The sequence below is a fragment of the Acinetobacter sp. 10FS3-1 genome (assembly GCF_013343215.1).
GTDB classification, from domain to species: domain Bacteria; phylum Pseudomonadota; class Gammaproteobacteria; order Pseudomonadales; family Moraxellaceae; genus Acinetobacter; species Acinetobacter lwoffii_C.
Genome location: NZ_CP039146.1, coordinates 1 through 23,950, shown reverse-complemented (window position 1 = coordinate 23,950; position 23,950 = coordinate 1). Strand labels below are relative to the sequence as shown.

Annotated in this window: 17 protein-coding genes, 9 pseudogenes and 2 other annotated features; of the genes and pseudogenes, 9 read left to right on the top strand and 17 right to left on the bottom strand. The window is 43.1% G+C overall.

The features are described 5' to 3' along the window. Positions 1 to 31: 31 nt before the first annotated feature. Positions 32 to 1,164 (bottom strand): IS3 family transposase gene (locus E5Y90_RS16375; protein WP_223672967.1). Its coding sequence is split into 2 segments (ribosomal slippage): positions 32 to 912 and positions 912 to 1,164, totalling 1,134 coding nucleotides; the frame shifts between segments, so codons are not numbered across the junction. A gap of 118 nt (positions 1,165 to 1,282) precedes the next feature. Beyond that, positions 1,283 to 1,897, bottom strand: a complete 615-nt coding sequence (locus E5Y90_RS16370) for a recombinase family protein (protein WP_000904906.1) — start codon at positions 1,895 to 1,897, stop codon at positions 1,283 to 1,285. Positions 1,898 to 2,022: 125 nt separating this feature from the next. Between E5Y90_RS16370 and E5Y90_RS16365 the strand changes: the two are divergent. Next, positions 2,023 to 3,078, top strand: a pseudogene (locus E5Y90_RS16365) (DUF4158 domain-containing protein); the annotation flags it as partial. A 54-nt stretch (positions 3,079 to 3,132) separates the two neighbouring features. Here E5Y90_RS16365 and E5Y90_RS16360 read toward each other — a convergent pair. Beyond that, entirely contained in the window at positions 3,133 to 3,837 is a 705-nt protein-coding gene (locus tag E5Y90_RS16360; protein ID WP_174660683.1) for an IS6-like element IS26 family transposase, read from the bottom strand. A gap of 60 nt (positions 3,838 to 3,897) precedes the next feature. Here E5Y90_RS16360 and E5Y90_RS16355 point away from each other — a divergent pair. Together E5Y90_RS16355 and E5Y90_RS16350 are read left to right on the top strand one after the other, a co-directional pair. Continuing rightward, a pseudogene (locus tag E5Y90_RS16355) lies at positions 3,898 to 5,736 on the top strand (Tn3 family transposase); the annotation flags it as partial. Positions 5,737 to 5,892: 156 nt separating this feature from the next. Beyond that, entirely contained in the window at positions 5,893 to 6,438 is a 546-nt protein-coding gene (locus E5Y90_RS16350; RefSeq protein WP_127800924.1) for a DNA-binding protein, read from the top strand. Positions 6,439 to 6,488: 50 nt separating this feature from the next. Here the strand turns inward: E5Y90_RS16350 and E5Y90_RS16345 are convergent. Then, positions 6,489 to 6,743: pseudogene (locus tag E5Y90_RS16345) on the bottom strand (transposase); the annotation flags it as partial. Positions 6,744 to 6,908: 165 nt separating this feature from the next. On the opposite strand from E5Y90_RS16345, the gene E5Y90_RS16340 reads away from it, so the two are divergent. From E5Y90_RS16340 to E5Y90_RS16330, 3 genes and pseudogenes are all read left to right on the top strand, one after another. Beyond that, positions 6,909 to 7,199, top strand: coding sequence for a type II toxin-antitoxin system HigB family toxin (locus E5Y90_RS16340; RefSeq protein WP_016165531.1), 291 nt, complete (start codon positions 6,909 to 6,911; stop codon positions 7,197 to 7,199). Between the two features lies 1 nt (position 7,200). Next, complete coding sequence (locus tag E5Y90_RS16335) at positions 7,201 to 7,602, top strand: helix-turn-helix domain-containing protein (protein WP_035268402.1); 402 nt, start codon at positions 7,201 to 7,203, stop codon at positions 7,600 to 7,602. A 138-nt stretch (positions 7,603 to 7,740) separates the two neighbouring features. Continuing rightward, a pseudogene (locus tag E5Y90_RS16330) lies at positions 7,741 to 8,295 on the top strand (IS3 family transposase); the annotation flags it as partial. Beyond that, positions 8,029 to 8,145: a sequence feature (AL1L pseudoknot), on the top strand. Its footprint overlaps the pseudogene before it by 117 nt. Here the strand turns inward: E5Y90_RS16330 and E5Y90_RS17550 are convergent. After that, positions 8,220 to 9,587 (bottom strand): ISNCY family transposase, encoded by a 1,368-nt coding sequence (locus E5Y90_RS17550; protein WP_225531283.1) that lies wholly within the window; start codon positions 9,585 to 9,587, stop codon positions 8,220 to 8,222. The pseudogene E5Y90_RS16330 and the gene E5Y90_RS17550 overlap by 76 nt on opposite strands. 166 nt (positions 9,588 to 9,753) lie before the next feature. Continuing rightward, a complete protein-coding gene (locus E5Y90_RS16315) occupies positions 9,754 to 11,088 on the bottom strand; it encodes an ISNCY family transposase (protein ID WP_015060273.1) in 1,335 nt (444 codons plus the stop codon). 201 nt (positions 11,089 to 11,289) lie between these two features. Here E5Y90_RS16315 and E5Y90_RS16310 point away from each other — a divergent pair. Then, positions 11,290 to 12,220, top strand: a pseudogene (locus tag E5Y90_RS16310) (IS5 family transposase). A gap of 108 nt (positions 12,221 to 12,328) precedes the next feature. Here the strand turns inward: E5Y90_RS16310 and E5Y90_RS16305 are convergent. From E5Y90_RS16305 to E5Y90_RS16280, 6 genes are read right to left on the bottom strand one after another with little or no spacing between them, the layout of a single operon-like run. Further along, entirely contained in the window at positions 12,329 to 12,844 is a 516-nt protein-coding gene (locus tag E5Y90_RS16305) for a hypothetical protein (protein ID WP_127798922.1), read from the bottom strand. Between the two features lie 40 nt (positions 12,845 to 12,884). Next, the gene (locus tag E5Y90_RS16300) at positions 12,885 to 13,424 is read right to left on the bottom strand and encodes a 3'-5' exonuclease (RefSeq protein WP_127798920.1); all 540 of its coding nucleotides are present in this window, start codon (positions 13,422 to 13,424) and stop codon (positions 12,885 to 12,887) included. Between the two features lie 28 nt (positions 13,425 to 13,452). After that, positions 13,453 to 14,349, bottom strand: coding sequence for an AAA family ATPase (locus E5Y90_RS16295; protein ID WP_151208079.1), 897 nt, complete (start codon positions 14,347 to 14,349; stop codon positions 13,453 to 13,455). After that, on the bottom strand, positions 14,346 to 14,843 hold the full coding sequence (locus E5Y90_RS16290) for a four-carbon acid sugar kinase family protein (protein ID WP_151208077.1): 498 nt from the start codon (positions 14,841 to 14,843) through the stop codon (positions 14,346 to 14,348). Before E5Y90_RS16290 ends, E5Y90_RS16295 begins: the two co-directional genes overlap by 4 nt. A 3-nt stretch (positions 14,844 to 14,846) precedes the next feature. Beyond that, a complete protein-coding gene (locus tag E5Y90_RS16285; protein ID WP_151208075.1) occupies positions 14,847 to 15,794 on the bottom strand; it encodes a CBASS oligonucleotide cyclase in 948 nt (315 codons plus the stop codon). A gap of 19 nt (positions 15,795 to 15,813) precedes the next feature. Further along, positions 15,814 to 17,349 (bottom strand): 5'-methylthioadenosine/S-adenosylhomocysteine nucleosidase, encoded by a 1,536-nt coding sequence (locus E5Y90_RS16280; protein ID WP_151208073.1) that lies wholly within the window; start codon positions 17,347 to 17,349, stop codon positions 15,814 to 15,816. A 392-nt stretch (positions 17,350 to 17,741) separates the two neighbouring features. On the opposite strand from E5Y90_RS16280, the gene E5Y90_RS16275 reads away from it, so the two are divergent. Continuing rightward, positions 17,742 to 18,674 carry an IS5-like element IS17 family transposase gene (locus E5Y90_RS16275; protein WP_174660682.1) on the top strand — a complete coding sequence of 311 codons (933 nt, stop codon included), beginning with the start codon at positions 17,742 to 17,744 and terminating at the stop codon, positions 18,672 to 18,674. Here E5Y90_RS16275 and E5Y90_RS17545 read toward each other — a convergent pair. Beyond that, a pseudogene (locus E5Y90_RS17545) lies at positions 18,642 to 18,848 on the bottom strand (hypothetical protein); the annotation flags it as partial. The gene E5Y90_RS16275 and the pseudogene E5Y90_RS17545 overlap by 33 nt on opposite strands. Positions 18,849 to 18,923: 75 nt before the next feature. Here E5Y90_RS17545 and E5Y90_RS16265 point away from each other — a divergent pair. Beyond that, positions 18,924 to 19,528: pseudogene (locus tag E5Y90_RS16265) on the top strand (IS3 family transposase); the annotation flags it as partial. Between the two features lie 40 nt (positions 19,529 to 19,568). On the opposite strand, the pseudogene E5Y90_RS16260 reads toward E5Y90_RS16265, so the two are convergent. From E5Y90_RS16260 to E5Y90_RS16245, 4 genes and pseudogenes are all read right to left on the bottom strand, one after another. After that, positions 19,569 to 20,054: pseudogene (locus E5Y90_RS16260) on the bottom strand (IS3 family transposase); the annotation flags it as partial. 79 nt (positions 20,055 to 20,133) lie between these two features. After that, positions 20,134 to 21,375 (bottom strand): group II intron reverse transcriptase/maturase, encoded by a 1,242-nt coding sequence (gene ltrA, locus E5Y90_RS16255; protein ID WP_163169929.1) that lies wholly within the window; start codon positions 21,373 to 21,375, stop codon positions 20,134 to 20,136. Between the two features lie 504 nt (positions 21,376 to 21,879). Continuing rightward, positions 21,880 to 22,622: pseudogene (locus tag E5Y90_RS16250) on the bottom strand (IS3 family transposase); the annotation flags it as partial. Next, positions 22,231 to 22,347: a sequence feature (AL1L pseudoknot), on the bottom strand. (Overlaps the previous pseudogene by 117 nt.) A 155-nt stretch (positions 22,623 to 22,777) precedes the next feature. Beyond that, complete coding sequence (locus E5Y90_RS16245) at positions 22,778 to 23,950, bottom strand: replication initiation protein (protein WP_150378260.1); 1,173 nt, start codon at positions 23,948 to 23,950, stop codon at positions 22,778 to 22,780.

Sequence of the window (23,950 nt, the reverse complement as noted above, 5' to 3'; positions counted from 1 at the left end):
AAGCTTATTTATAAGTGATACTCTGCTCTAGTTAAGCTACCTTATTTTGTTGTGGTAGCTGGTCATAGTAAAACTCATCTGGAGTCATTTTGTCCAGACTCGAATGAGGTCGTTTCAAATTATAAAATTCAAAATATGCGTTTAATTGCTTCTTCGCATCCAAAACATTGCTGTAGGCTTTGAGATACACCTCTTCATATTTAACGCTCCGCCATAATCGTTCAACCATCACATTATCAACCCATCGACCTTTACCATCCATACTGATTTGAATGCCATTTGATTTCAATACATCAATAAATGCATCACTGGTAAACTGACTGCCTTGGTCTGTATTAAAGACTTCAGGTCGGCCATATTTTTCAATAGCTTCATTTAATGTTTCTATGCAAAATGTAACCTCCATACTAATCGATACTCTATGCGCAAGTACCTTGCGGCTATGCCAATCAATCACAGCACATAAATAAACAAAGCCTTTTGCCATAGGGATATACGTTATATCCGTAGACCACACTTGATTACTGCGCTGAATAGCCAATCCTTTGAGCAGATATGGATATTTACGGTGAGCTTGATTGGCCTGACTTAGATTTGGTTTACGATATAACGCATTAATGCCCATTTTCTTCATTAAAGTACGTGTATGACGTCGTCCTATATGATGTCCTTGACGATTCAATAAATCACGCATCATACGGCTACCTGCAAAAGGGTATTGCATATGTAACTCATCCATACAGCGCATCAGCTTCAGATCTGATTCACTCACAGGTTTTGGGCGATAGTAATAACAACCACGGGAGACTTTCAGCAGCTTAGCTTGCTTAGATACTGAAATCTGAAGTGAGTCATCGATTAACTTTTGTGGTTGAAGCGACCCAGTTTCTTCAACACACCTTCTAAAAAATCAATTTCTAATGCCTGCTCACCGATTTTTGCATGTAGTTTTTTTAGATCGATGGGTGGTTCTGTTGGAGCTTTTGATTGATCGAAAGCTTGCGAGGAAGCTGAAATCAGTTGATTTTTCCAGTCAATAATTTGGTTTTGATGAACATCAAATTCAGCACTCAATTCAGCAAGTGTTTTTTCTGCTTTAATCGCAGCAAGTGCTACCTTAGCTTTAAAGTCATTTGAATGATTTCTTCTTGGTCTACGTGTCATAAAATACTCCATATATTGATGTTTATAACATCATTTGGGGAGCAAAATATCACTTATAAGTGTTGTTCAAATTTCCTGATCCACCTCTGTGGCTCAACCTGCGAAAAGAAACGAGTTGCTACGTAAGTCCGAGAACATGCTTTCCATGGTCTCTGAGCTCGCCTTTGGGACCGACATATCGGTAGAGAGTGACGCGCTCGATGCCGAGTTCCTTGCAGAGATCGGAAACTGAAGTATCGCGCTGGGCCATGGCGGCTTGCGCGAGACGCACCTGAGCTTTGGTGAGCGCGAATTTTCGTCCGCCCTTGCGACCGCGCGCTCTCGCGGAGGCGAGACCCGCCATGGTGCGCTCTCGGATCAGATCCCGCTCGAACTCGGCCAAGGTGGCGAAGATTCCGAACACCATGCGACCGGACGCAGTCGTGGTGTCGATCTGAGCGCCCTTTCCAGTCAGAACCCGCAGGCCGATCTTGCGGTCTGACAGCTCCTTCACCGTGTTGACCAGATGGGCAAGCGATCGTCCGAGGCGATCGAGCTTCCAGACCACCAGCACATCGCCGTCACGCAATGACTTGAGGCAGGCAGTCAAGCCAGGGCGATCATCACGACCGCCGGAAGCAAGATCATCATAGATATTGTCCCGTTCGACACCTGCGGCGCGCAAGGCGTCGTGCTGCAGGTCGAGAGACTGCGAGCCATCGGCTTTGGAGACGCGGGCATATCCGATCAGCATGTATCACAAACGTTGGTTTGAGGCGGCGCTTCGGCCACGATTGCATTGACCTCTGGAAATGTATCTCAACCAGCTTCATAAACAAAGCGTCTTGAACGCTATCAGATTTTGAAAAAGGAACATGTATGCCGCGTCGCGTCACTCTAACCGATCGGCAGAAAGACGCGCTGTTGCGCTTGCCGACTTCACAGACGGATTTGCTCAAGCACTATACGCTGAGTGATGAAGACTTTGGGCATATCAGGCTGCGTCGGCGCGCTCACAACAGGTTCGGCTTCGCCCTGCAATTGTGTGTCCTGCGCTATCCCGGCCGGGTGCTGGCTCCAGGCGAACTGATCCCTGCAGAGGTCATCGAATTTATCGGAGCGCAGCTTGGCCTGGGTGCCGACGATCTCGTAGACTATGCTGCCCGCGAGGAAACACGGCACGAGCATCTTGCCGAGTTACGGGGGCTCTACGGCTTCCGCACCTTCTCCGGACGTGGTGCGAGCGAGCTGAAGGAATGGTTGTTCCGAGAAGCCGAGATGGCGGTGTCGAACGAGGATATCGCCCGTCGCTTCGTAGCCGAGTGCCGACGCACCCGCACTGTCCTTCCCGCGACATCCACGATCGAGCGGCTTTGTGCCGCGGCTCTCGTCGATGCCGAGCGACGCATCGAGACGAGGATCGCCAGTCGGCTGCCTATGTCGATCCGAGAACAGTTGCTGGCATTGCTCGAGGAGACGGCTGATGATCGGGTGACCCGTTTTGTGTGGCTGCGCCAGTTCGAGCCTGGCTCGAACTCTTCGTCGGCCAACCGGCTGCTCGACCGGCTCGAATATCTGCAACGCGTCGATCTCCCCGAGGATCTGCTTGCCGGCGTTCCTGCCCATCGGGTGACTCGTCTGCGCAGGCAGGGTGAACGGTATTATGCCGACGGCATGCGCGATCTCCCGGAGGACAGGCGGCTTGCGATCTTGGCTGTTTGCGTCTCGGAATGGCAGGCGATGTTGGCCGACGCAGTGGTCGAAACCCACGACCGGATCGTCGGCCGTCTCTACCGTGCTTCGGAGCGTATTTGCCATGCAAAGGTCGCAGACGAAGCGGGGGTGGTGCGTGACACCCTGAAATCCTTCGCCGAGATCGGGGGCGCCCTGGTCGATGCACAGGATGATGGCCAGCCGCTGGGCGATGTCATCGCGAGGGCACTGTTGCAAAGTTAGCGATGAGGCAGCCTTTTGTCTTATTCAAAGGCCTTACGTTTCAAAAACTCTGCTTACCAGGCGCATTTCGCCCAGGGGATCACCATAATAAAATGCTGAGGCCTGGCCTTTGCGTAGTGCACGCATCACCTCAATACCTTTGATGGTGGCGTAAGCCGTCTTCATGGATTTAAATCCCAGCGTGGCGCCGATTATCCGTTTCAGTTTGCCATGATCGCATTCAATCACGTTGTTCCGGTACTTAATCTGTCGGTGTTCAACGTCAGACGGGCACCGGCCTTCGCGTTTGAGCAGAGCAAGCGCGCGACCATAGGCGGGCGCTTTATCCGTGTTGATGAATCGCGGGATCTGCCACTTCTTCACGTTGTTGAGGATTTTACCCAGAAACCGGTATGCAGCTTTGCTGTTACGACGGGAGGAGAAATAAAAATCGACAGTGCGGCCCCGGCTGTCGACGGCCCGGTACAGATACGCCCAGCGGCCATTGACCTTCACGTAGGTTTCATCCATGTGCCACGGGCAAAGATCGGAAGGGTTACGCCAGTACCAGCGCAGCCGTTTTTCCATTTCAGGCGCATAACGCTGAACCCAGCGGTAAATCGTGGAGTGATCGACATTCACTCCGCGTTCAGCCAGCATCTCCTGCAGCTCACGGTAACTGATGCCGTATTTGCAGTACCAGCGTACGGCCCACAGAATGATGTCACGCTGAAAATGCCGGCCTTTGAATGGGTTCATGTGCAGCTCCATCAGCAAAAGGGGATGATAAGTTTATCACCACCGACTATTTGCAACAGTGCCATCGCGAGTGGGTCAGGGTGGGACGGCTTAAAAACCCTTGTTGCAATGGCAACCAGGCTGACCGCCACCATGGCCGACGATCCGCTCAATCATGTGCTCGACGGTTATCACCGCTTCCGCCGATACGCTCCACGCATGTTGCGCCTGCTCGATCTGCGAGCTGCGCCCGTTGCACTGCCGCTTCTGGAAGCGGTGACGGCCCTTCGTACCGGTTTGAACGATGCCGCGATGACCAGCTTCTTGCGGCCCAGCTCGAAATGGCATCGCCACCTTCGGGCCCAGAGGGCTGGCGACGCTCGCCTATGGGAGATCGCGGTGCTGTTCCATCTGCGCGATGCGTTCCGCTCCGGAGATGTCTGGCTTACTAGGTCCCGGCGCTATGGCGATCTGAAACACGCACTCGTTCCGGCACAAGCCATCGCGGAAGGCGGTCGTCTCGCTGTGCCATTGCGGCCGGAGGAATGGCTGGCAGACCGGCAAGCTCGCCTCGACATGCGGTTGCGCGAGCTTGGCCGTGCCGCTCGCGCAGGCACGATCCCGGGCGGGTCGATTGAAAACGGCGTTCTGCATATCGAGAAACTCGAAGCCGCCGCGCCGACAGGCGCCGAAGATCTGGTGCTCGATCTCTACAAGCAGATCCCGCCCACGCGCATCACCGATCTCCTGCTGGAGGTGGATGCGGCGACCGGCTTCACCGAAGCGTTCACCCATCTGCGCACAGGAGCACCCTGCGCTGACCGGATCGGGCTAATGAACGTTATCTTGGCGGAAGGGATCAACCTCGGCTTGCGCAAAATGGCGGATGCGACAAACACCCACACCTTCTGGGAATTGATCCGCATTGGACGGTGGCATGTCGAGGGCGAAGCCTATGACCGGGCGCTGGCCATGGTGGTCGAGGCACAGGCAGCGTTACCCATGGCCCGGTTCTGGGGCATGGGCACGTCGGCTTCGAGCGACGGACAGTTCTTCGTCGCTACAGAGCAAGGTGAGGCCATGAACCTGGTCAACGCGAAATATGGCAATACCCCGGGCCTGAAAGCCTATAGCCACGTCTCCGACCAATATGCGCCGTTCGCAACCCAGGTGATTCCTGCAACGGCAAGCGAAGCGCCTTACATCCTCGATGGCCTGCTGATGAACGATGCTGGACGCCATATCCGCGAGCAGTTCACCGACACGGGCGGCTTCACCGATCACGTCTTTGCCGCATGTGCCATTCTCGGCTACCGGTTCGCTCCGCGCATCCGCGACCTGCCATCCAAACGGCTCTACGCGTTCAATCCGTCGGCCGCCCCGGCGCACCTGCGAGCGTTGATCGGCGGAAAGGTCAACCAAGCCATGATCGAGCGCAATTGGCCCGACATCCTGCGCATCGCCGCCACCATTGCTGCCGGGACCGTCGCGCCAAGCCAGATTCTGCGGAAACTCGCCTCCTATCCGCGGCAGAACGAGCTCGCGACAGCCCTGCGGGAAGTCGGTCGCGTCGAGCGCACCCTGTTCATGATCGACTGGATTCTGGATGCCGAACTCCAACGGCGTGCCCAGATCGGGCTCAACAAAGGCGAAGCTCATCATGCGCTGAAGCGGGCAATCAGCTTCCACCGCCGCGGTGAAATCCGCGACCGTTCCGCCGAAGGCCAGCATTACCGCATCGCCGGCATGAATCTGCTCGCCGCCATCATCATCTTCTGGAACACCATGAAGCTCGGCGAGGTCGTTGCAAACCAGAAACGCGATGGAAAGCTGCTATCGCCCGATCTCTTGGCCCATGTTTCGCCGCTCGGATGGGAACACATCAATCTCACCGGAGAATATCGCTGGCCAAAGCCTTAGCGTAGGATTCCGCCCCCTCCCGCAAACGACCCCTGAATTGGTTTGAATATACGGGTGAGTTTTAGCTAGTCATAATTCATAAAAAATATCGATTGTGTACTGTACTGTAATGTACTAAAATACGATACAGTACAGTACACAATAGGAAGTAAACCCATGGCAATCACTAAATCAGATGTGGCAAAAGCCATCGAATCCCTTGCAGCACAAGGCTCAAACCCAACTAACGATAATATCCTTGCGGTTCTTGGTAGCGGCTCAAAGACCACTATCAACAAATACCGCAAAGAGATCCTTGAAGAGCAACTGGCGGCAGCCGTTACTACGGCAAAAACTCTGAAAGATGCGGAACTTGTTACCGTGTCACAAGTCATTGCAACCCTATTGCAAGAACGGATTGATGCAGTACAAGGCGGATATGCGGAAACAGTGCAACAACTGGAAAAGCAGCTTGCAGATACCACAGAAAAACTGGAACAGGTGCAAATCAAACTTGATGAACAGGTCAAACAAACTGATGACACCACCGACAAGCTGAAAGTCGCTCTTGCTAGTACAGATAAGGCAAAAGAAGACTACAACGCCTTGCAAGCCAAATATGAACAGCTACTCGAAAAATCAGGCTCGATCAAATATGTGGAATCACAACTCACTAATGCAAATGCACGGATAGCTGAATTAGAAAAACAGATTACAATGTAAAAAGACAAGTAACTGACGCTATGAATATCACTGATATTCGGGGCTGCTCAACCACAGAGTTTAATCAGACTTTGCACAAAGCCAGTGACCATACGTAAAGACCTACGGAATAATGATTTAATCATTAAGCAGCATTGGATAGCTGCGTCGGAGTATGTTTGATTTCGCCCTTGTTTGCCTTTTTATGGAGCATACCATTGCGTAGCAGGATCAAACCAAATGGCAATATTTCCGCGACTCATGAGTGCTCGATTATATGCGGGCCAATTGGTTGTGCGGTAGATTTTGTGTGTAGGCTTCTTCATTTGAAAATTATATCGCTGAAAAAGCCTTTACAGATAGGTGTGTGCAACAAAGCCTCTGATAATTAATAAAGCGCCATTTGGCGCTTTATTCATCCTAGCCCTTCAATATTGCAAAATGCGATAATTTGTTTATACTTGATTTATAGCAAAATGCGATAAAATGTTATGCATGTGATCACCCACGCTAGAATTATAGAAGCAATGCACAAGTGGCCACAGGCTGAAACGGCATTAGATGGTTGGTATCGAACCATAAAGGCAAACGATCCGAAAGATTTTGCTGAGATGAAACAGCTCTTTCCAGCTGTCGATAAAGTTGGAAAGTTCCATGTATTCGATATTGGCGGGAACAAGATCCGACTTATTGCCGTCGTGATGTATCAAGCAAAACGTGTGTATATTCGTCATGTCTTGTCCCATAAAGAATATGACAAAGGTCATTGGAAGGAAGGTTAGTATGAACGCGATGATTAAACAGGCCGTAGACCACTGGCACTACGTTGCACCATTGCTCAGCAAGCCAGAAAATGAAGACGACTTTCATACACTTGTTGAAGCTTTAGATGAACTTTTAGATACCGTTGGTGATGACGAATCTAATCCTTTAATGGGGCTTATTCATCAGCTTGGTGATTTGGTTTCTGATTATGAAAATGAGCATCTTCCTATGCCTAAAGGGGATGGTCGTGCTGCTTTGGCTTTTTTGATGGAGCAACATGGTTTAGGTCAGTCTGACTTAGCAGAAGTTGCAACCCAATCTGTGATTTCTGAGATTTTAAGTGGTAAACGCCAACTGAATATTCGTCATATTAAGGCATTGTCTGAGCGGTTTAATGTATCGGCAGATACGTTTTTCTAAAAGATAGGGCGCCGTGAGCCGCTCTATTAGTAATCAATTTGAATTTCTTGTTAGTCTTGATATTTCAATTTAGCTTTGTTGCACAAACTGAACCGTACCGGGTTTGTCGGAGACCAACTTTCTTGAGAGAATGTTCCAATGACAAAACCAAAATATACCCCTGAAATCAGAGAAAGAGCGGTTCAATTATTGATTGAATCTGAAAAAGATTATCCTTCTACTTGGGCTGCAATCACAGCTATTGCACCTGAGCAGCATGCTGCGCAAGGGTTGTACTCCTGAAACATTGCGTGTTTGGTATTTAAAGCATATGGATCAACTAAATCCTGCCAAAGTACAACAGATATCTGACCAAGAAAAAATGAAGCAAATGGAACGTGAAATTAAAGAATTAAAACGTGCCAATGAAATTCTACGTAAAGCAGCCGCTTTTTTCGCCCAGGCGGAGCTCGACCGCCCACACAAATAATGGTGGATTTTATCCAGAACAATAAAGATCGATATGGTGTTGAAGCGATTTGTAGAATTTTACCGATTGCAGCTTCGACCTATTATCGGGCTTTAGATCTCGTTGATAACCCAGAACATCGAGCGAAACGTGTTCAGCATGATTTACATCATGCAGAGCAAATCAAACGTATTTGGAAAGAAAGTTTAGGTCGATATGGTGTGCGTAAGGTCTGGCAACCGTTATACCAATCGTTATCCAGATAGCGGCTTAAAGCTGGCCAACGCTTCAGAGTGTAATTGATCGCCTTGGCGGTTGGAGAACTCGATGGCACAGTCAGTTGATGTTGGTTGAGCCATTCATACAGTTGTTGCATCACCGGTTGACTATGCTGTTGTCGGTATTCGCGGCGCTGTTCTGCTGTACCATCGGTCTTTTTCCTGAGTTCTGCTTCTATGGCATACAGTTTCTGAATCAGCACTAATGCCTGTTCAGCGACCTGACTTTTTTTGGTCACATGCAGTTCATGGAATTTACGACGCGCATGCGCCATGCAGCCCACCTCAATGACCTGACCTGATTTAAAGCGTGCTTTATAACCGCTGTAATCATCACAGACCAGATGGCCCTGCCAGTCTTTCAGGAACGCTTCAGCATGCTGACCTGAACGACTATCCTGAAAGTCATAGATCACGGCTTGAACTGGATTGTACTGTGTAGTGGCATAGGCCCAGACATAACCTTTCTTCGGTTTTTTATCATTCTCACCCATCCGCATGATGGTGACCGGCGTTTCATCGGCATGGATCACCCGCTGTTGCAGCACCACCTGTTTTAAGGCATTGGCCAGGGTGCTGAGTACACGTCCAAACTGGGTAATCTTGGTGTCTTTCTTGCTGCTTTGATTCACTCTAAAGACTGAATGTTTGTCGCTGTAAAACGCTAAAGGCTTACCGTGCTGTTCGACATATAAGCGTGTTGAAATCATATAGTCAAAGGTTGATTCTGACTCACAGAAGCGTAAATGCTGCAATTTTCCTGTAGCATCATCGATAAACACCAGCAGACAGCATTTAGCAGCGCGTCCTTCAAACCAGTCATGGTGTGAGCCATCAATTTGGATCAGTTCACCAAAGCAATCCCGGTTGTAACGAGGCTGATACGGTCGTTTCAGGCGCTTGGATCGAGGCATCCATAAGTCAGCTGCAATCATCCAAGAACGCAGGGTTTCTACTGAAAGATCGAATCCATGTACGGTGGTGAGCTTTTCATGCGCTAAAGTGGGTCCGAAACCATGGAGTTGGTCAGAAACAATATTGAGGCACTTGAGTTTGAGTTCTTCAGGAAGTTTAGAATTGCTGATTTGGCCACGACCGGCATGGGCTAATGCAGCTGGACCTTGGGCTTTGTATTTCTGCAGTAAGCGTCTGATCTGACGTTCTGAAATATGAAGTAGCTGAGCAGCCTGGGATTGAGTTATGCGTTGATCGCAGATTTCCTGCAAGACCGACAATCGTTTAAGTTCTTTATCCGACATAGACACCAACATATCAAACCGTCCGCTAAGGAAATTGCAAAAGTGCATATTCTAAAAGCGGACATTTTTACTTTGGAGAAACCGGACATTTCTATTTTGGAGTTACAAGTCCTGTTATTCACCAATTAAAATGTCTATGCGATAAACCATTTAAAATGTCCTGTTTTTAACTGCAAGAGTCAAGCACAGGATTTAAATTTCTTTGTTCAATAACAGCTTTCTGAGCTTTACGACTCGGCATACTTTTCTTGAGACGGGAACGTTTATTTTGTTTTTCCAACTCTTCATGCTGTTGCTGGATATGCGCCAGAACCGAGCCTAATCTTTTATTCTCAACCACTTCATTCTGCTGTAGTCCAGCCAGTTTATTGAAGACACTATAGTTGATCTTCCGTCCTTCATGCATGATCGCCACAGTGCCATCCGGGTACTCCAGAAATGAAATGTATTGCCCAACAAGCTTATGATTCAGCTCTGTCGGTTCAAGCAGATAAATACACTTGTCATAGGTGATGGTGAGGTTCTTCGTGACCTTACGCGGTTCCTGCCAGGTGAATATATCCTCCAGCTCAGCATCAGACTCTGTTAGCGGACGATGTAAGTTCTTTGAATTTCGCGCACACTTGGCGAACTTCTGGTTGAAATGCTCAATAAAGCAGGGTAACCAGGCATTGGCTTCGGCAATTGAACTGATGCCTTCCAGACGCATCTCCTTGATCAAACGGTCTTGAAGGGTTCTATTCGCGCGTTCTACGCGACCTTTAGCCTGTGGGGAGTTGGCAAAGATAATATCAATGTTTAACTCATTCAGAATCCGGCCAAATTGCGTGATCTTGCTGTCCTGGCTCGATTTCTGGTTCACTCGGAAGACCGAATGTTTATCGCTATAAAAGGCCAGAGGCTTACCGTATTGTTCAATGTAGGCTCGGGTTGAAAGCATATAGTCGAAGGTCGTTTCTGCCTCACAGAAGCGCAGATGCAACAGCTTTCCAGTGGCATCATCGATATACACCAATAAACAGCACTTAGCAGCGCGTCCTTCGAACCAGTCATGATATGAGCCATCAATCTGGATCAGCTCACCGAAGCAATCACGGTTATAACGTGGCTGATATGGACGTTTAAGGCGCTTGGATCGCGGAATCCAGAGGTCATTTGCAGTCATCCAGCGCCGAAGCGTTTCTACCGGGATATTCAGGTCAAATATGCTGCTGAGCTTCTCATGGGCCAAGGTAGGTCCAAATCCCAGCAGATGTTCGGAAATAATGGAAAGACATTTTGATTTTAATAAATCATCATGGCGACGATGGCCAGGTTGACCACGGCTGGCATGCGCCATACCTGAAACACCATCTTGATTGAGCTTCTGTAATAACCGGGTAATTTGACGGGTTGAAAGATTAAGGATTTCAGCGGCACGGACTTGTGTAATACGATGATCTCGAACGTCTTGCAGAACAGCAAGACGTTGAATTTCTTTGTCAGACATAGTGATCAGCATCTATATTTCATATCCAGTCCATGATGTTTAAACCATCATAAACCAGACATTTTTATTGGTGAGAATATAGACACTTTAAATGGGTTCTAACAAGTCCATTGCGTATAATAGTGATTATGTTAAATTAAGTACATAGTACTTTAAGTTGGCTTTGTTGCACAAACCTATCTGTAAAGGCTTTTTCAGCGATATAATTTTCAAATGAAGAAGCCTACACACAAAATCTACCGCACAACCAATTGGCCCGCATATAATCGAGCACTCATGAGTCGCGGAAATATTGCCATTTGGTTTGATCCTGCTACGCAATGGTATGCTCCATCAAAAGGCAAACAAGGGCGAAATCAAACCTACTCCGACGCAGCTATCCAATGCTGCTTAATGATTAAATCCTTATTCCGTCTATCTTTACGTATGGTCACTGGCTTTGTGCAAAGTCTGATTAAACTTTGTGGATTAAATTGGACCGCACCAGATTACAGTATGCTTTGTAGAAGACAAAAGCATATTGATATTGCAATCAGCTACCAAAAAAGTAGCGATGGGCTGCATCTACTCATAGACTCTACAGGCATGAAGTTTCTAGGTGAGGGCGAATGGAAACGCAAGAAACATGGACCTGAATATCGTCGCCAATGGCGTAAACTTCATATTGGTATAGATCAAAACCCTTCAAATACGCGCTATTCAACTCACTACAAATAATGTGAGTGATTCACAAGTACTTGGTGATTTACTCGATCAGATTCCTCAAGATGAGCAGATTGACTCTGTTTATACCGATGGAGCTTATGACACCAAGCAATGCCGTCAGGTCATTGCAGATCGGCAAGCACATGCGGTGATTCCACCTAGAAAAAATGCGAAACCATGGAAAGATACAAAGAGTAGCTCGCTAGCGCGAAATGAATTACTTCGAACAGTTAAACGTTTAGGCAGGACACTATGGAAAAAATGGTCAGGCTATCATCGCCGCAGTTTGGTGGAAACCAAGATGCATTGCATCAAATTATTAGGCGATAAATTAATGGCAAGAAGCTTTCCTAGTCAGGTGAATGAGATTCATGCACGTGTAGCAGTCCTCAACAGATTTACGGAATTAGGTCGACCAGTTACCCAAGTTACGCCTTAAATTTGGCTCAATTAGGGGCGCTTTGCATTTCAAATCTTTGTGCAACAAAGCCTTAACAGCCTAAAAATATTATCTAGCCCTATGCAAAGATATGCATAGGGTTATTACTTATTTAGAAATTAACGTAGTATCATTTTTTTTGGGAGTTTCAAAAGAGATTTTTTCAAAAATTATTAAACTAAAGATTAAGACTCCGATTAAGCCAATTAGTCCCATAATTAAGAAAGTTGCTCTAAATATCAAGCCATAAGTCAAAATTTTACTTAAATATTTTTTTCCCATATTAGCTCTAATAAGATTACTTTCTTCATTACAAAATATTCCAATATCAATTGAAGAATTTCTTTCTAATCTTTTAAAGACTTCTTCAGATTGTTTGATTAAAAAAGATGTTCTTTGATCTAGCTTCCAGAAAACAAATGCCGTAATACTTAAGAAAATGGATAAAAATATTCCTATGTAAGCAAAGGTACTTGAGGACTGAATGGAAACACCTATAGCGGTTCCTAATCCAGCAATGATAAAAAGAAAATAATTGAACATTGTTATTCTTTGGTTGGAATGTAATTCAAAGTACTTCCAGGCATGTTCAACAGCTTGTTCAGAATTAATCCTATTTGTCATATTAATATTACCCAATTGAAAACTATATGAATTATATAATTTATTCAATTGAATAAACTAATCTAAATAATTCTGCTTGATACTTTGCATCGTGCAAAGCATTATGATCTCCTTGTAAAGTAGGATGTACATATTTATCTATTGAACTTGACTTTGTATCGTACCAGCTACATTTTGTGGCTCCCATAAAAAGAGCTTTGATATCTATAGCTGATATACCAAAAGGATTTCTATTTAAATATTTTAGAAAATAAAAATTTATAAAAGACCAATCGAAAGGCGCATTAAGTCCTACAAATATAGGTCTAGAGTCCTCTGGTAAATACTTGAGTATCCAACTTTCAAATTGAGACATTGCTTCTATGGGGGGAATACCTTTCTTTCGTGCTTGGTCTAAAGTTATTCCTGACACTTTTAAAGCTTCTTCAATTGCTTGATCACTGATTGGTTGGAGCATTATTGTAAATTCTATATCAGGGTTATATACGAAACATGCTCCTATAGTCAGCATACTGTGTTCACCTACTATAGGACCTGCTGTTTCAATGTCTACAGAAATATAAACCTCTTTTTTATACATTCTTATGCTCCTTCCAATTAGAATTATGTTATCCAGCCATTATAGGTGAAGGCTTTAGCTTACTAAGAGCCTGATGGAAGTGTGAGATTGTTAATTCTGAATCAGGAAAAGCTAAAGAAACTGCCGTTGGATATAACCGTGTACGAATATCTGAATAAGTCCAACCTGGTTCTGCTCCGTGAGGAGCAGTTGCACTTACTAATTCGGCAATTTCATCTTCCGAAAAATCGATGTCAGACAAATCTTTAGTAAAAAGCTCATGTCGTTCTTCATTAGATGGGCGAACAAACTCTTCTACAATGGAAGCTCTACGCAAAACAGCTGCATCTAAAGCAGCTAATCGATTAGTACATAAAATTGCAAAGATACGGCCACCATGTTTTCTTAAATCATCTATTGCTTGAATTAAAGTATTCACACCAACTTTATCTTCATGATGACTATTTTCTTGACTTCGAGATGCTCCAAGCGAATCACCTTCATCAATAATAAGAAAAGCTCGACCATTTCCATGTCCAATAGACCGAGTGATTTCATCGAATGCTTGTGCAATGAGAGTACCCATTTCACCAACTTTACCAGTTCCTCTGACTTTATTACTAAGCTTAAATAGCAAAGCATCTTCTATTTTCGCATCACGAGCTAATCTATTAACAATTGCTTCAGCATTTGCAGTTTTTCCAGTACCTACATCACCATGAAAAATAGCTAAAGGATATTGATCGACAAGAAGATCAATAACCGCTAGTTTTTTCCCATGTTTTTGTTTACTCCATTGTTCTAACTCATCAGCCTGAAGCAAAAGTTGTACTTGTTTCTTAATACGGGAATATCTAGATTCAAAACCGAGTAATTTGTCAGCTAAATCATCAAATTGTTTAATTGGTAAATCTGTCTTAACTTCAAAAACTGTTGATTTACTCATGAGTAGTCGCTCCTATTAGCTCCATAACCATTACTGCTATAACCTCGCTCCCCTGATGCAGAAAGGCTACTGTGAGTGGTACTTTCTGTTGTTGAGACCCAAGTTATTTCCAATGGTAATTTGGAAGCTTTTTCTGATTCATTACGATATTTATCGGTATGTGACAATATAATTCTAATTCGTCCATCTGGTGTGTGGGGCCACATTACTCCGCCAGGTCTTTCAGTACCAGATGCACCTTCAGTTTGAAATATGTACTTAATAGCTCTAACTTCTGAACCATAGGAAGATATCAAAGTTACATCCACTTTAGATAAATATTCATTTTTTGCTAATAGTTCAATATCATGGGCATATTCTTTCGCTTTATCTTCAGTCATCGCTCTTGTGCTACTAGCGATCATAATTAAATCTGCTTTAATACTACGTACAACTTTTTCAACATCAGCTACAGTGTAAGTACTCGAATAAGTACTTGAGTATGATGAACTCATGCTTTAATCCTTAATTTTAAATTTATTACCGAATATTTCTTTCCAAATGTCGTTATCATCTTCTACTGATGCATAATTTGCAGTTTCCCAAGCTTGTAAGGCTATTTTGACGATTTGTTCTTTCTCTTCTATAGTTATTCGAGACGCTACATTATTTTCATGGTTAGCAGGATCAATAATTACAACAGGATCTGAAAAATATTTCTGCACCTTAGCCGAGTTCTCAGGGAAATCAATACGTTCATTTAATTCACTTTGAGCTATAAATCCTAAAAATTCTCTAAAACGTTGTTCAATATTTTGTGTTGGTCCATCACGATCTTGTAAATAAGCTAGTATCAACTCTAGATGAAAAGATTTAAGGCCCGGAGGGCACGCAAAATTTTTCCATCGTTTTGCCATACGCACTAAAGTGCGGTAATGCTTATCTGAATTTTTTCTATCACGAATAAATTGAATATGACAAGGAGCACAAGTTAGGTTTTTTTCTTTAGTTTTTAGATCATATTGCCAACCATGGTTTGGTTCTTGGGCATCTTGAATTACAGGAACTACATCTACACTCAGCCCACTTTTGACAAAAGTTACTGTAGCTGCTCTCCGTTGAATCTCAAAATCTTCAACAGCTTTAGTTGGATAAATTTTTGTGAGTAACGTGTAAATTAAGTCATTAAGATTGTCTAATGTCGAATCATCTACATTTTTATTACTGATATAAAATACAATATCTACATCGATAGGATCATCTACAGTTTTCTTCAAAATTGTATACTTTGCAAAAGAACCGGCTTTAACTACTTTTGCTATTTTTAAGTCAGAGTTTGAAGTGATATGTTTGCGTAACTCTGTTATTAAATTATCCACTTGTGCATGATATTCTGTACGTTTTTCTGAAGGTAAACGAAGTACATTACCATCATAATATTGAAGATCTGAATTTGTAAGTGACATTCTGATGTGTTTCCCCAAGTTAGTTATTAAGTGTTAAGCCATGAGTAATATAATCTGCTGTTACTGCAGCAGCTGCTTTTGCGGCTAAGTCATGAAAGCGATTGTCTTTTGTGGAATCACCAAAGTCACTAATTCCTCTAATCATTAACACGGGTTTTTTATGTAAAGCACAAGCCGCAAATACTCCTGCACCCTCCATTTCAGCAACTTCAATTTTTCCATTAAGTTCTTTTAAGGCTTTAAATTTTTCAGGATCTCGAAGAAGCTTCTCACCACTTCCAATAGTGACTGTTTTAGGCATAACACTTTTAGTTACTGGGCCAATTTCAATACTATCTGGAAGTATGATTTCTAAGGCTTCATAGCTCTTTATTAAGCGACTTTCTAAAGAACTTTTGTTAGATAAATATGTGCTAACATCCTGTCTAACTTTAAGATCTAACACTGTGCTTTTAGGCCGGTGTTCTGTAGCGCCACCTTCAATGAGAGCTGCTCCTTCGTATGCAACGACTTGTTCAGATAAAACAACTTCGCCTAAAGCACATTTTTCGCGCATTCCCGCAGCAATACCTAACATGATTACATTTTTAGGTTGTAATTCAATTAGTAATGTGGTGGTGATTGAAGAAGCATCTACATTTCCAGCGCTAGAAAAACATGCTATTGCGCAATTAGCCCGTATACCATCATTGCGAATTATTTCTGTTTTCCATACATGGAGACCCGTACTTGTAACTATAGGCTGTACACCTTCATTAATATTTAATGCTTGCCTTGCAGCTGATAATTCAATTGGTAAAGCTGTCAAGACTAATACATCTGGCGGAAGAGCTGCGTGTCTAGCTTGTTCCTCTTTATAAAAGATCGTAATAATTCTCTTTGCAATTTGAGAAAATTCTAATACAGGTTCTTCTAAAGAGAGTGCTGAAATACTTTTTACCACAGTAGAACCGGTATTTTGCAAATAAGTTTGAGGAGTATCTCTAAATTTTTTTAGCAATCCTAATGCACCATTTCCATCTTCTTTATTTGATCCGATTTGTAGATCTAAAGGCAAAATAGGCAACCCTTTTTTTACCATTTTGTGAGCTCTATCTAATACTCCTTTACCACCACCTAGTGCAATCATTGCTGTAGCATGCTCAATTTGTTCTTCACCTACATTGCTACCTGTTAAGATTTCGTCATCAATACAAATATGTTCAGCAACCCCACGAGCAATCATGCTATTTAAAAGCCGTCGCTGTTCGGAATTGGTTTTGAATTGCAACCGATCATTTGATGCAACAATCTTAAGAAAGATTTTGTTTTCTATCCCTTGAGTTAGTTCGTTTATTTTTCTAGCAATAGTCCAATCAAAAACTAAAGATTTTTGAGTTTGATTTACAGGCTCTGCTGAAAAATAACCGATAAAGCTGCCTCCAGCATTAATAACTTCTGTTACAAGAGCTTCAACAAATGAATGAGCCTTATCGATCTGGTCATCATTTGTAGTAAGAGAAATGCTACCTGCAAGGAGAATACAACTATTTGAAAGAGAAACTGGATTACTCATTCTCCCCTTACCCCCTAAAAAATATAATAATTTTTAATAGATGAAGGTTACATTAACTATTGCAAGTGTTCTTTGAAAATTTATTTAGCTTTGTAATTTTAGTATGCAAGTTGAACTGTTGAATATGCGGTATTACCACCAAGACTTTGATTGATTTCTAGTAGTACTGATTCAATTTTTGGTAAAATGCCCATGCTTTATTGCTACCATGATGAAATTTTCAGAAATCATATATGGTTATCTTCGAAACAACGATGAAAAATGATGTCTCCCCCCCATCCGCAATAAATATAGATCAATGTAGTGTTTTTAAATTAAAGGATTTATAACTTCAAATCGGCTTTGTTGCACAAATCTATCTGTAAAGGATTTTTCAGCGATATAATTTTCAAATGAAGAAGCCTACACACAAAATCTACCGCACAACCAATTGGCCCGCATATAACCGAGCACTCATGAGTCGCGGAAATATTGCCATTTGGTTTGATCCTGCTACGCAATGGTATGCTCCATCAAAAGGCAAACAAGGGCGAAATCAAACCTACTCCGACGCAGCTATCCAATGCTGCTTAATGATTAAATCCTTATTCCGTCTATCTTTACGTATGGTCACTGGCTTTGTGCAAAGTCTGATTAAACTTTGTGGATTAAATTGGACCGCACCAGATTACAGTATGCTTTGTAGAAGACAAAAGCATATTGATATTGCAATCAGCTACCAAAAAAGTAGCGATGGGCTGCATCTACTCATAGACTCTACAGGCATGAAGTTTCTAGGTGAGGGCGAATGGAAACGCAAGAAACATGGAGCTGAATATCGTCGCCAATGGCGTAAACTACATATTGGTATAGATGCCAAAACCCTACAAATACGCGCTATTCAGCTCACAACCAATAATGTCAGTGATTCACAGGTGCTTGGTGATTTACTTAATCAGATTCCACAAGATGAGCAGATTGACTCTGTTTATACCGATGGAGCTTATGACACCAAGCAATGCCGTCAGGTCATTGCAGATCGGCAAGCACATGCGGTGATTCCACCTAGAAAAAATGCGAAACCATGGAAAGATACAAAGAGTAGCTCGCTAGAGCGAAATGAATTACTTCGAACAGTTAAACGTTTAGGCAGGACATTATGGAAAAAATGGTCAGGCTATCATCGCCGCAGTTTGGTGGAAACCAAGATGCATTGCATCAAATTATTAGGCGATAAATTAATGGCAAGAAGCTTTCCTAGTCAGGTGAATGAAATTCATGCACGTGTAGCAGTCCTCAACAGATTTACGGAATTAGGTCGACCACTTACCCAAGTTACGCCTTAAATTTGGCTCAATTAGGGGCGCTTTGCATTTCAAATCTTTGTGCAACAAAGCCGTCGCAAGTTGTACATCTGCTAAACCTTGCCAATCTGCTTTTAAATATTCAATCACCTCTGTTTTGTATAAGCCATTCACCGTTTCAGCCAAAGCATTATCATATGAATCACCAGTCGTACAGAGATGGATCTGGAAATTTGAACAACTCCTATAAGTGATACTCTGCTCCTCAAATGATGTTATAAACATCAATATATGGAGTATTTTATGGCACGTAGACCAAGAAGAAATCATTCAAACGACTTTAAGGCTAAGGTAGCACTTGCTGCGATCAAAGCAGAAAAAACACTTGCTGAATTGAGTTCTGAGTTTGATGTTCATCAAAACCAAATTATTGACTGGAAAAATAAATTGATCTCAGCTTCCTCACAAGCTTTCGATCAATCAAAAGCTCCATCAGAACCTCCCATTGATCTTAAAAAGTTACATGCAAAAATCGGTGAGCAGGCATTAGAAATTGATTTTTTAGAAGGTGTGTTGAAGAAACTGGGCCGCTTCAACCACAAAAGTTAATCGATCACTCACTTCAGATTTCAGTATCTAAACAAGCTAAGTTACTGAAAGTCTCTCGTGGTTGTTATTATTATCGCCCAAAACCTGTTAGCTCATCAGATCTGAAGCTGATGCGATGTATTGATGAATTACATATGCAATATCCTTTTGCAGGCAGTCGTATGATGCGTGATTTGTTGAATCGTCAAGGGCATCATATAGGACGACGTCATACACGTACTTTAATGAAGAAAATGGGTATTCAGGCGTTATATTGCAAACCAAATTTAAGCCAGGCTAATCAAGCTCTGAACCGTACCGGGTTTGTCGGAGACTTTTTTATTTAAGTTAGGCCACCTGACCTAACGGGTTAATCTTATCATAGTACATTGCTTCAAACTCAAAAGGCGATACATAACCCAGTGCACTGTGTACACGCTTTTTATTGAACCAATCTACCCAGTTGAGTGTCGCTAGTTGTACATCTGCTAAACCTTGCCAATCTGCTTTTAAATATTCAATCACCTCTGTTTTGTATAAGCCATTCACCGTTTCAGCCAGAGCATTATCGTATGAATCACCAGTTGTACCGACTGATGCTCGTAAATTTGCTGCTTCTAAACGATTGGTATAGCGAATAGAAAGATATTGAACACCTCTATCGGAATGATGAATCACATTCTTTGGCATGCCTCGATCGTGCAAGGCTTGCTCTAATGCATCGAGCACCATATCTGTATTCATCCGTGTCGATACTTTCCATCCAACAATTGCTCGTGAGAACACATCAATAATAAAGGCGGTATAGACCCAGCCTGAATTTGTTTGAATATAGGGGTGAGTAGACCAAGGGAATTTCACCCTTAGCCCCTCGCAGAACCGGACGTGAACCTCTCAGCTCATCCGGCTCCCATTATCCAACCGATGGTAAACATCCCATTTTCCAGTGCACAAAGGCATTTGGAAAATCACGCGCAAGTCGCCCTAAGGCATATCTAGCCCGTCTTTTATGACGGGCCAAGTTTTTATACTTACGCCTCATCCAGCGTATAAGATAAGCATTCATGTGTTGCCAGATCGCTGACATTGCTGAACCATGGAATCGACCATAGTATTGCTGCCAACCTTGAAGAATTGGATTGAATATTGCAGATAAATCACTTAATTCGCGATTACACATCAGATGTAGATGCCATTTCCGAATAGTCTGTCGCATTGTTTTAAGTGCATCACGACTGACTGCAGGAGAGAAATTTACATAAACTCTTTTATACTTGTCCACAGCCTTACGGGGCCTAAACGTGTACCCGAGAAAAGTAAATTGAACATCGGGATATGCTTTACGACGATTAATATCTTGGCAATAAACAATCTTTGTCTTGTCTGGATGCAATTCGAGTCCACATTCACGAAATCGTGCATCGATCTTTTGTAAAACAAGTTTGGCTTGAGATAAACTCCGACAATGAATTACGCCATCATCTGCATAACGGCAGAACCGTACACTTTGAAGATGTTTCGTAATCCACATATCAAAAGCATAATGCATAAATAAATTCGCCAATAAAGGACTCACAACACCACCTTGTGGTGTGCCGCGATTCCTTTCTAAAAGATGGCCATTTATGTGTTGCATTGGTGCTTTTAACCAACGTTGCACATATAAAAGAATCCATGGAATTTCACAGTGTTTCTTGAGTGCACGCATGAGTAAATCATGGTCGATGTTATCAAAGAGACCTTTGATATCAAATTCCACAACCCAGTCATAATCCCAACTTCGTCTCCTCACTATCGCAATTGCATCATGGGCAGAACGCCCCGGACGATATCCATATGAGTTTGGATGAAATAATGGATCAATTTTCGGCTCTAATAAGAGCTTAACTGCTGTTTGCGCGACTCGATCTGCAACTGTTGGAATACCTAGTATACGCACGCCACCTGACTTCTTTGGAATCGGAACAGCCTTAACTGGCGGTGGAAAATAACTGCCAGAACAAAGTCGATTCCATAGTTTGTATAGGTTGTTCTTTAAATGCTTTTCGAATTGCTCAATAGATTCATGATCAACGCCTGGAGCGCCACCATTCTCTTTGACTTTCTTAAATGCCTCCCAGATTAACGCTTTAGGAATGTTAAATGGTTTGGTCATAAAGTTTTGCTCCTCCTGCTTGCACAGTTGACAAATCCGTAGACCTGGATAATGCAACCCCTTCGCTCCATTACCATTACAGTAACTTCAACACTACTACGAGTTGCTCCGCCCCTTGGTGACGCATTGCTATTATCAGCCTTGCCTTTTGAGCTTGTGCCTTTCGCTTGACATCGCCACCGAAGGTTCCCGCAGTTCAACGTAAGAGCCTGAATTAGGATCGCGCTGCCTCTACGCCGGACACCGAATGGCCCGTAAGCAGGTAACGGCCAAACTAATCGCGGGGTAACTTCCATCCCCGGTTTTGATGTCATTTGAGTACTTTCGACACTTGAACGGCAGTTCACTGTTGTTCGCCTTCCTAATTCTTACCTGACATCTCTACGATGCCTTTTCCATAACGCTCACGACCGGGACTTTTGATCCAAGCCGCTTATGGTGGTTTGCTACCTGCTCCTGCAAGCCGATAGCGAGGGGCCATACCCTCATCTCTTACGCCGCTTGCTGCGGCACACTAAAGTCACTCACCCACAGTTGGTCAGGATGATCAGCATTAAAATTACGTTTCACTAAATCATCTGCTCTTTTTTGATCATCTCGGCTACGGGTGGTTTGTTTATTCTTACCACGCCAAACACCTTGTATACCTAGCTTCTGCATCAATCGAGCAACTGTACAACGTGCAATAATATAGCCTTCACGTTTCAATTGTTGCCAGACCTTACGCACACCATATCGACCTGAACTTTCTTTCCAAATTCGTTTAATTTGTTCAGCATGATGCTCATCATGTAGATCTCGTTTCGCTCGATGTTCTGGATTGTCCGCGAGATCTAAAGTTCGGTAATAGGTTGAAGCTGCGATCGGTAAAATCCTACAAATCGCATCAACACCATATCGATCTTTATTGTTATGGATGAAATCCACCATTATTTGTGTGGGCGGTCGAGCTCCGCCTGGGCGAAAAAAGCGGCTGCTTTACGTAGAATTTCATTGGCACGCTTTAATTCTTTAATTTCACGTTCCATTTGCTTCATTTTTTCTTGATCAGATATCTGTTGTACTTTAATAGGATTTTGCTGATCTAAATGCTTTTGATGCCAGGCACGAAGTGTTTCAGGAGTATAACCAATCTTAGGCGCAATTGCTGTGATTGCAGCCCAAGTAGAAGGATAATCTTTTTCAGATTCAATTAGTAATTGAACCGCTTTTTCTCTGATTTCAGGGGTATATTTTAATTTGGTCATCGGGGTAGTCTCTCAGAATATTGACTCTCCGACAAACCCGGTACGGTTCATTTTCACACTTTATGCAACAGAGTCGTTTTTATCCTAAGGTCCTTACCACTTGTATTCTTTACGAACATATATCTAAAAAGTGTAGCAAGTTGCTACACTTTTCGCTAGATCAACTCTTTACCAAAAATATCATTCAGTCTTTCACGAATACTATGGACGAATTCCGGATTACTTTTAAGTTTATGCTTCATATTTCGTTTAAAGTCATTCAACCCCATACCAATTTCAGCAAAATCCATTTGGAATAAAGTGTCATTAATGACAATATTTGCTTGAGAGTCAGTGAGGCATCCTACTTTTTTAAACCACTTCTTGAACTGCTGATAATTTTCATCATTATTAAAAATATACCAAGAACGTACATTCATATCGAATTTAGCCCCTAATTCTTTTACGGATGCATTGTCTTCAAATGGAACATCAAGATAGATTTTTTCAATCACTGCAAATTCATCCAGTGCCTTATCAGCAATCCGATGATGCAGTTTAAAATTCACACCTACAATTGGACGGCCTTTCTTAACGGTTTCATACTCTAACTGTAGATCTGTATTTTCGTTAATTTCTGCCACTATTTTGTCTAATACATAGCGTCTAAAATCTACCCAGCGATCATATTTGGTTTCATTAATATCAATCAGTGCTTTCAAGTTTTCTAAAAGTAATGGCACTTCATAACTCTTTTGATTGACGTACTTAAATTCGTTTTTAATGAAATAAGTATAAAGACTCATACTGGCAACAGAATCTAGGGCAAAAAGATGTTTTAGCTGATAGGTAGTAAAATTACCCCCAGCCAGTTGAGTGAAATACGGCAACACCTCACTGGTAAAACGAATCTGAATCGCATTTTTAGAATCATCTTCCCATCTTAACTCACGGATAATGGGAACGACAGAATGTACTTTTTTAGTCTTTCTCTTACCATTATCAGCTGGCTCCTCAATAATAAAATGAGCTACCCGGGATGAAAGCTCTTTATAAATCCGATCTATTGCAACATTAATTGAATTACGTTTATTTAATCCTAGTAAATCTGCCAAATCATCCTTATACAAATAAATATAAGTTTGTTCGGTAATTTCACCATCTACCCTATTTTTCTCACTATAATTCGCAACCGCCATTGCATATAAAAGTGCCTTATATTCATTGGCTGATAATTCGATTGGGCGAATTAAACGGTTACTGGTACTGACAACGCCATTATGGCGAATGTTGCCTATACAGTAAGGAATATAATTCGATTCTTCTTGCAATGGTTCAGATTCTGTCAT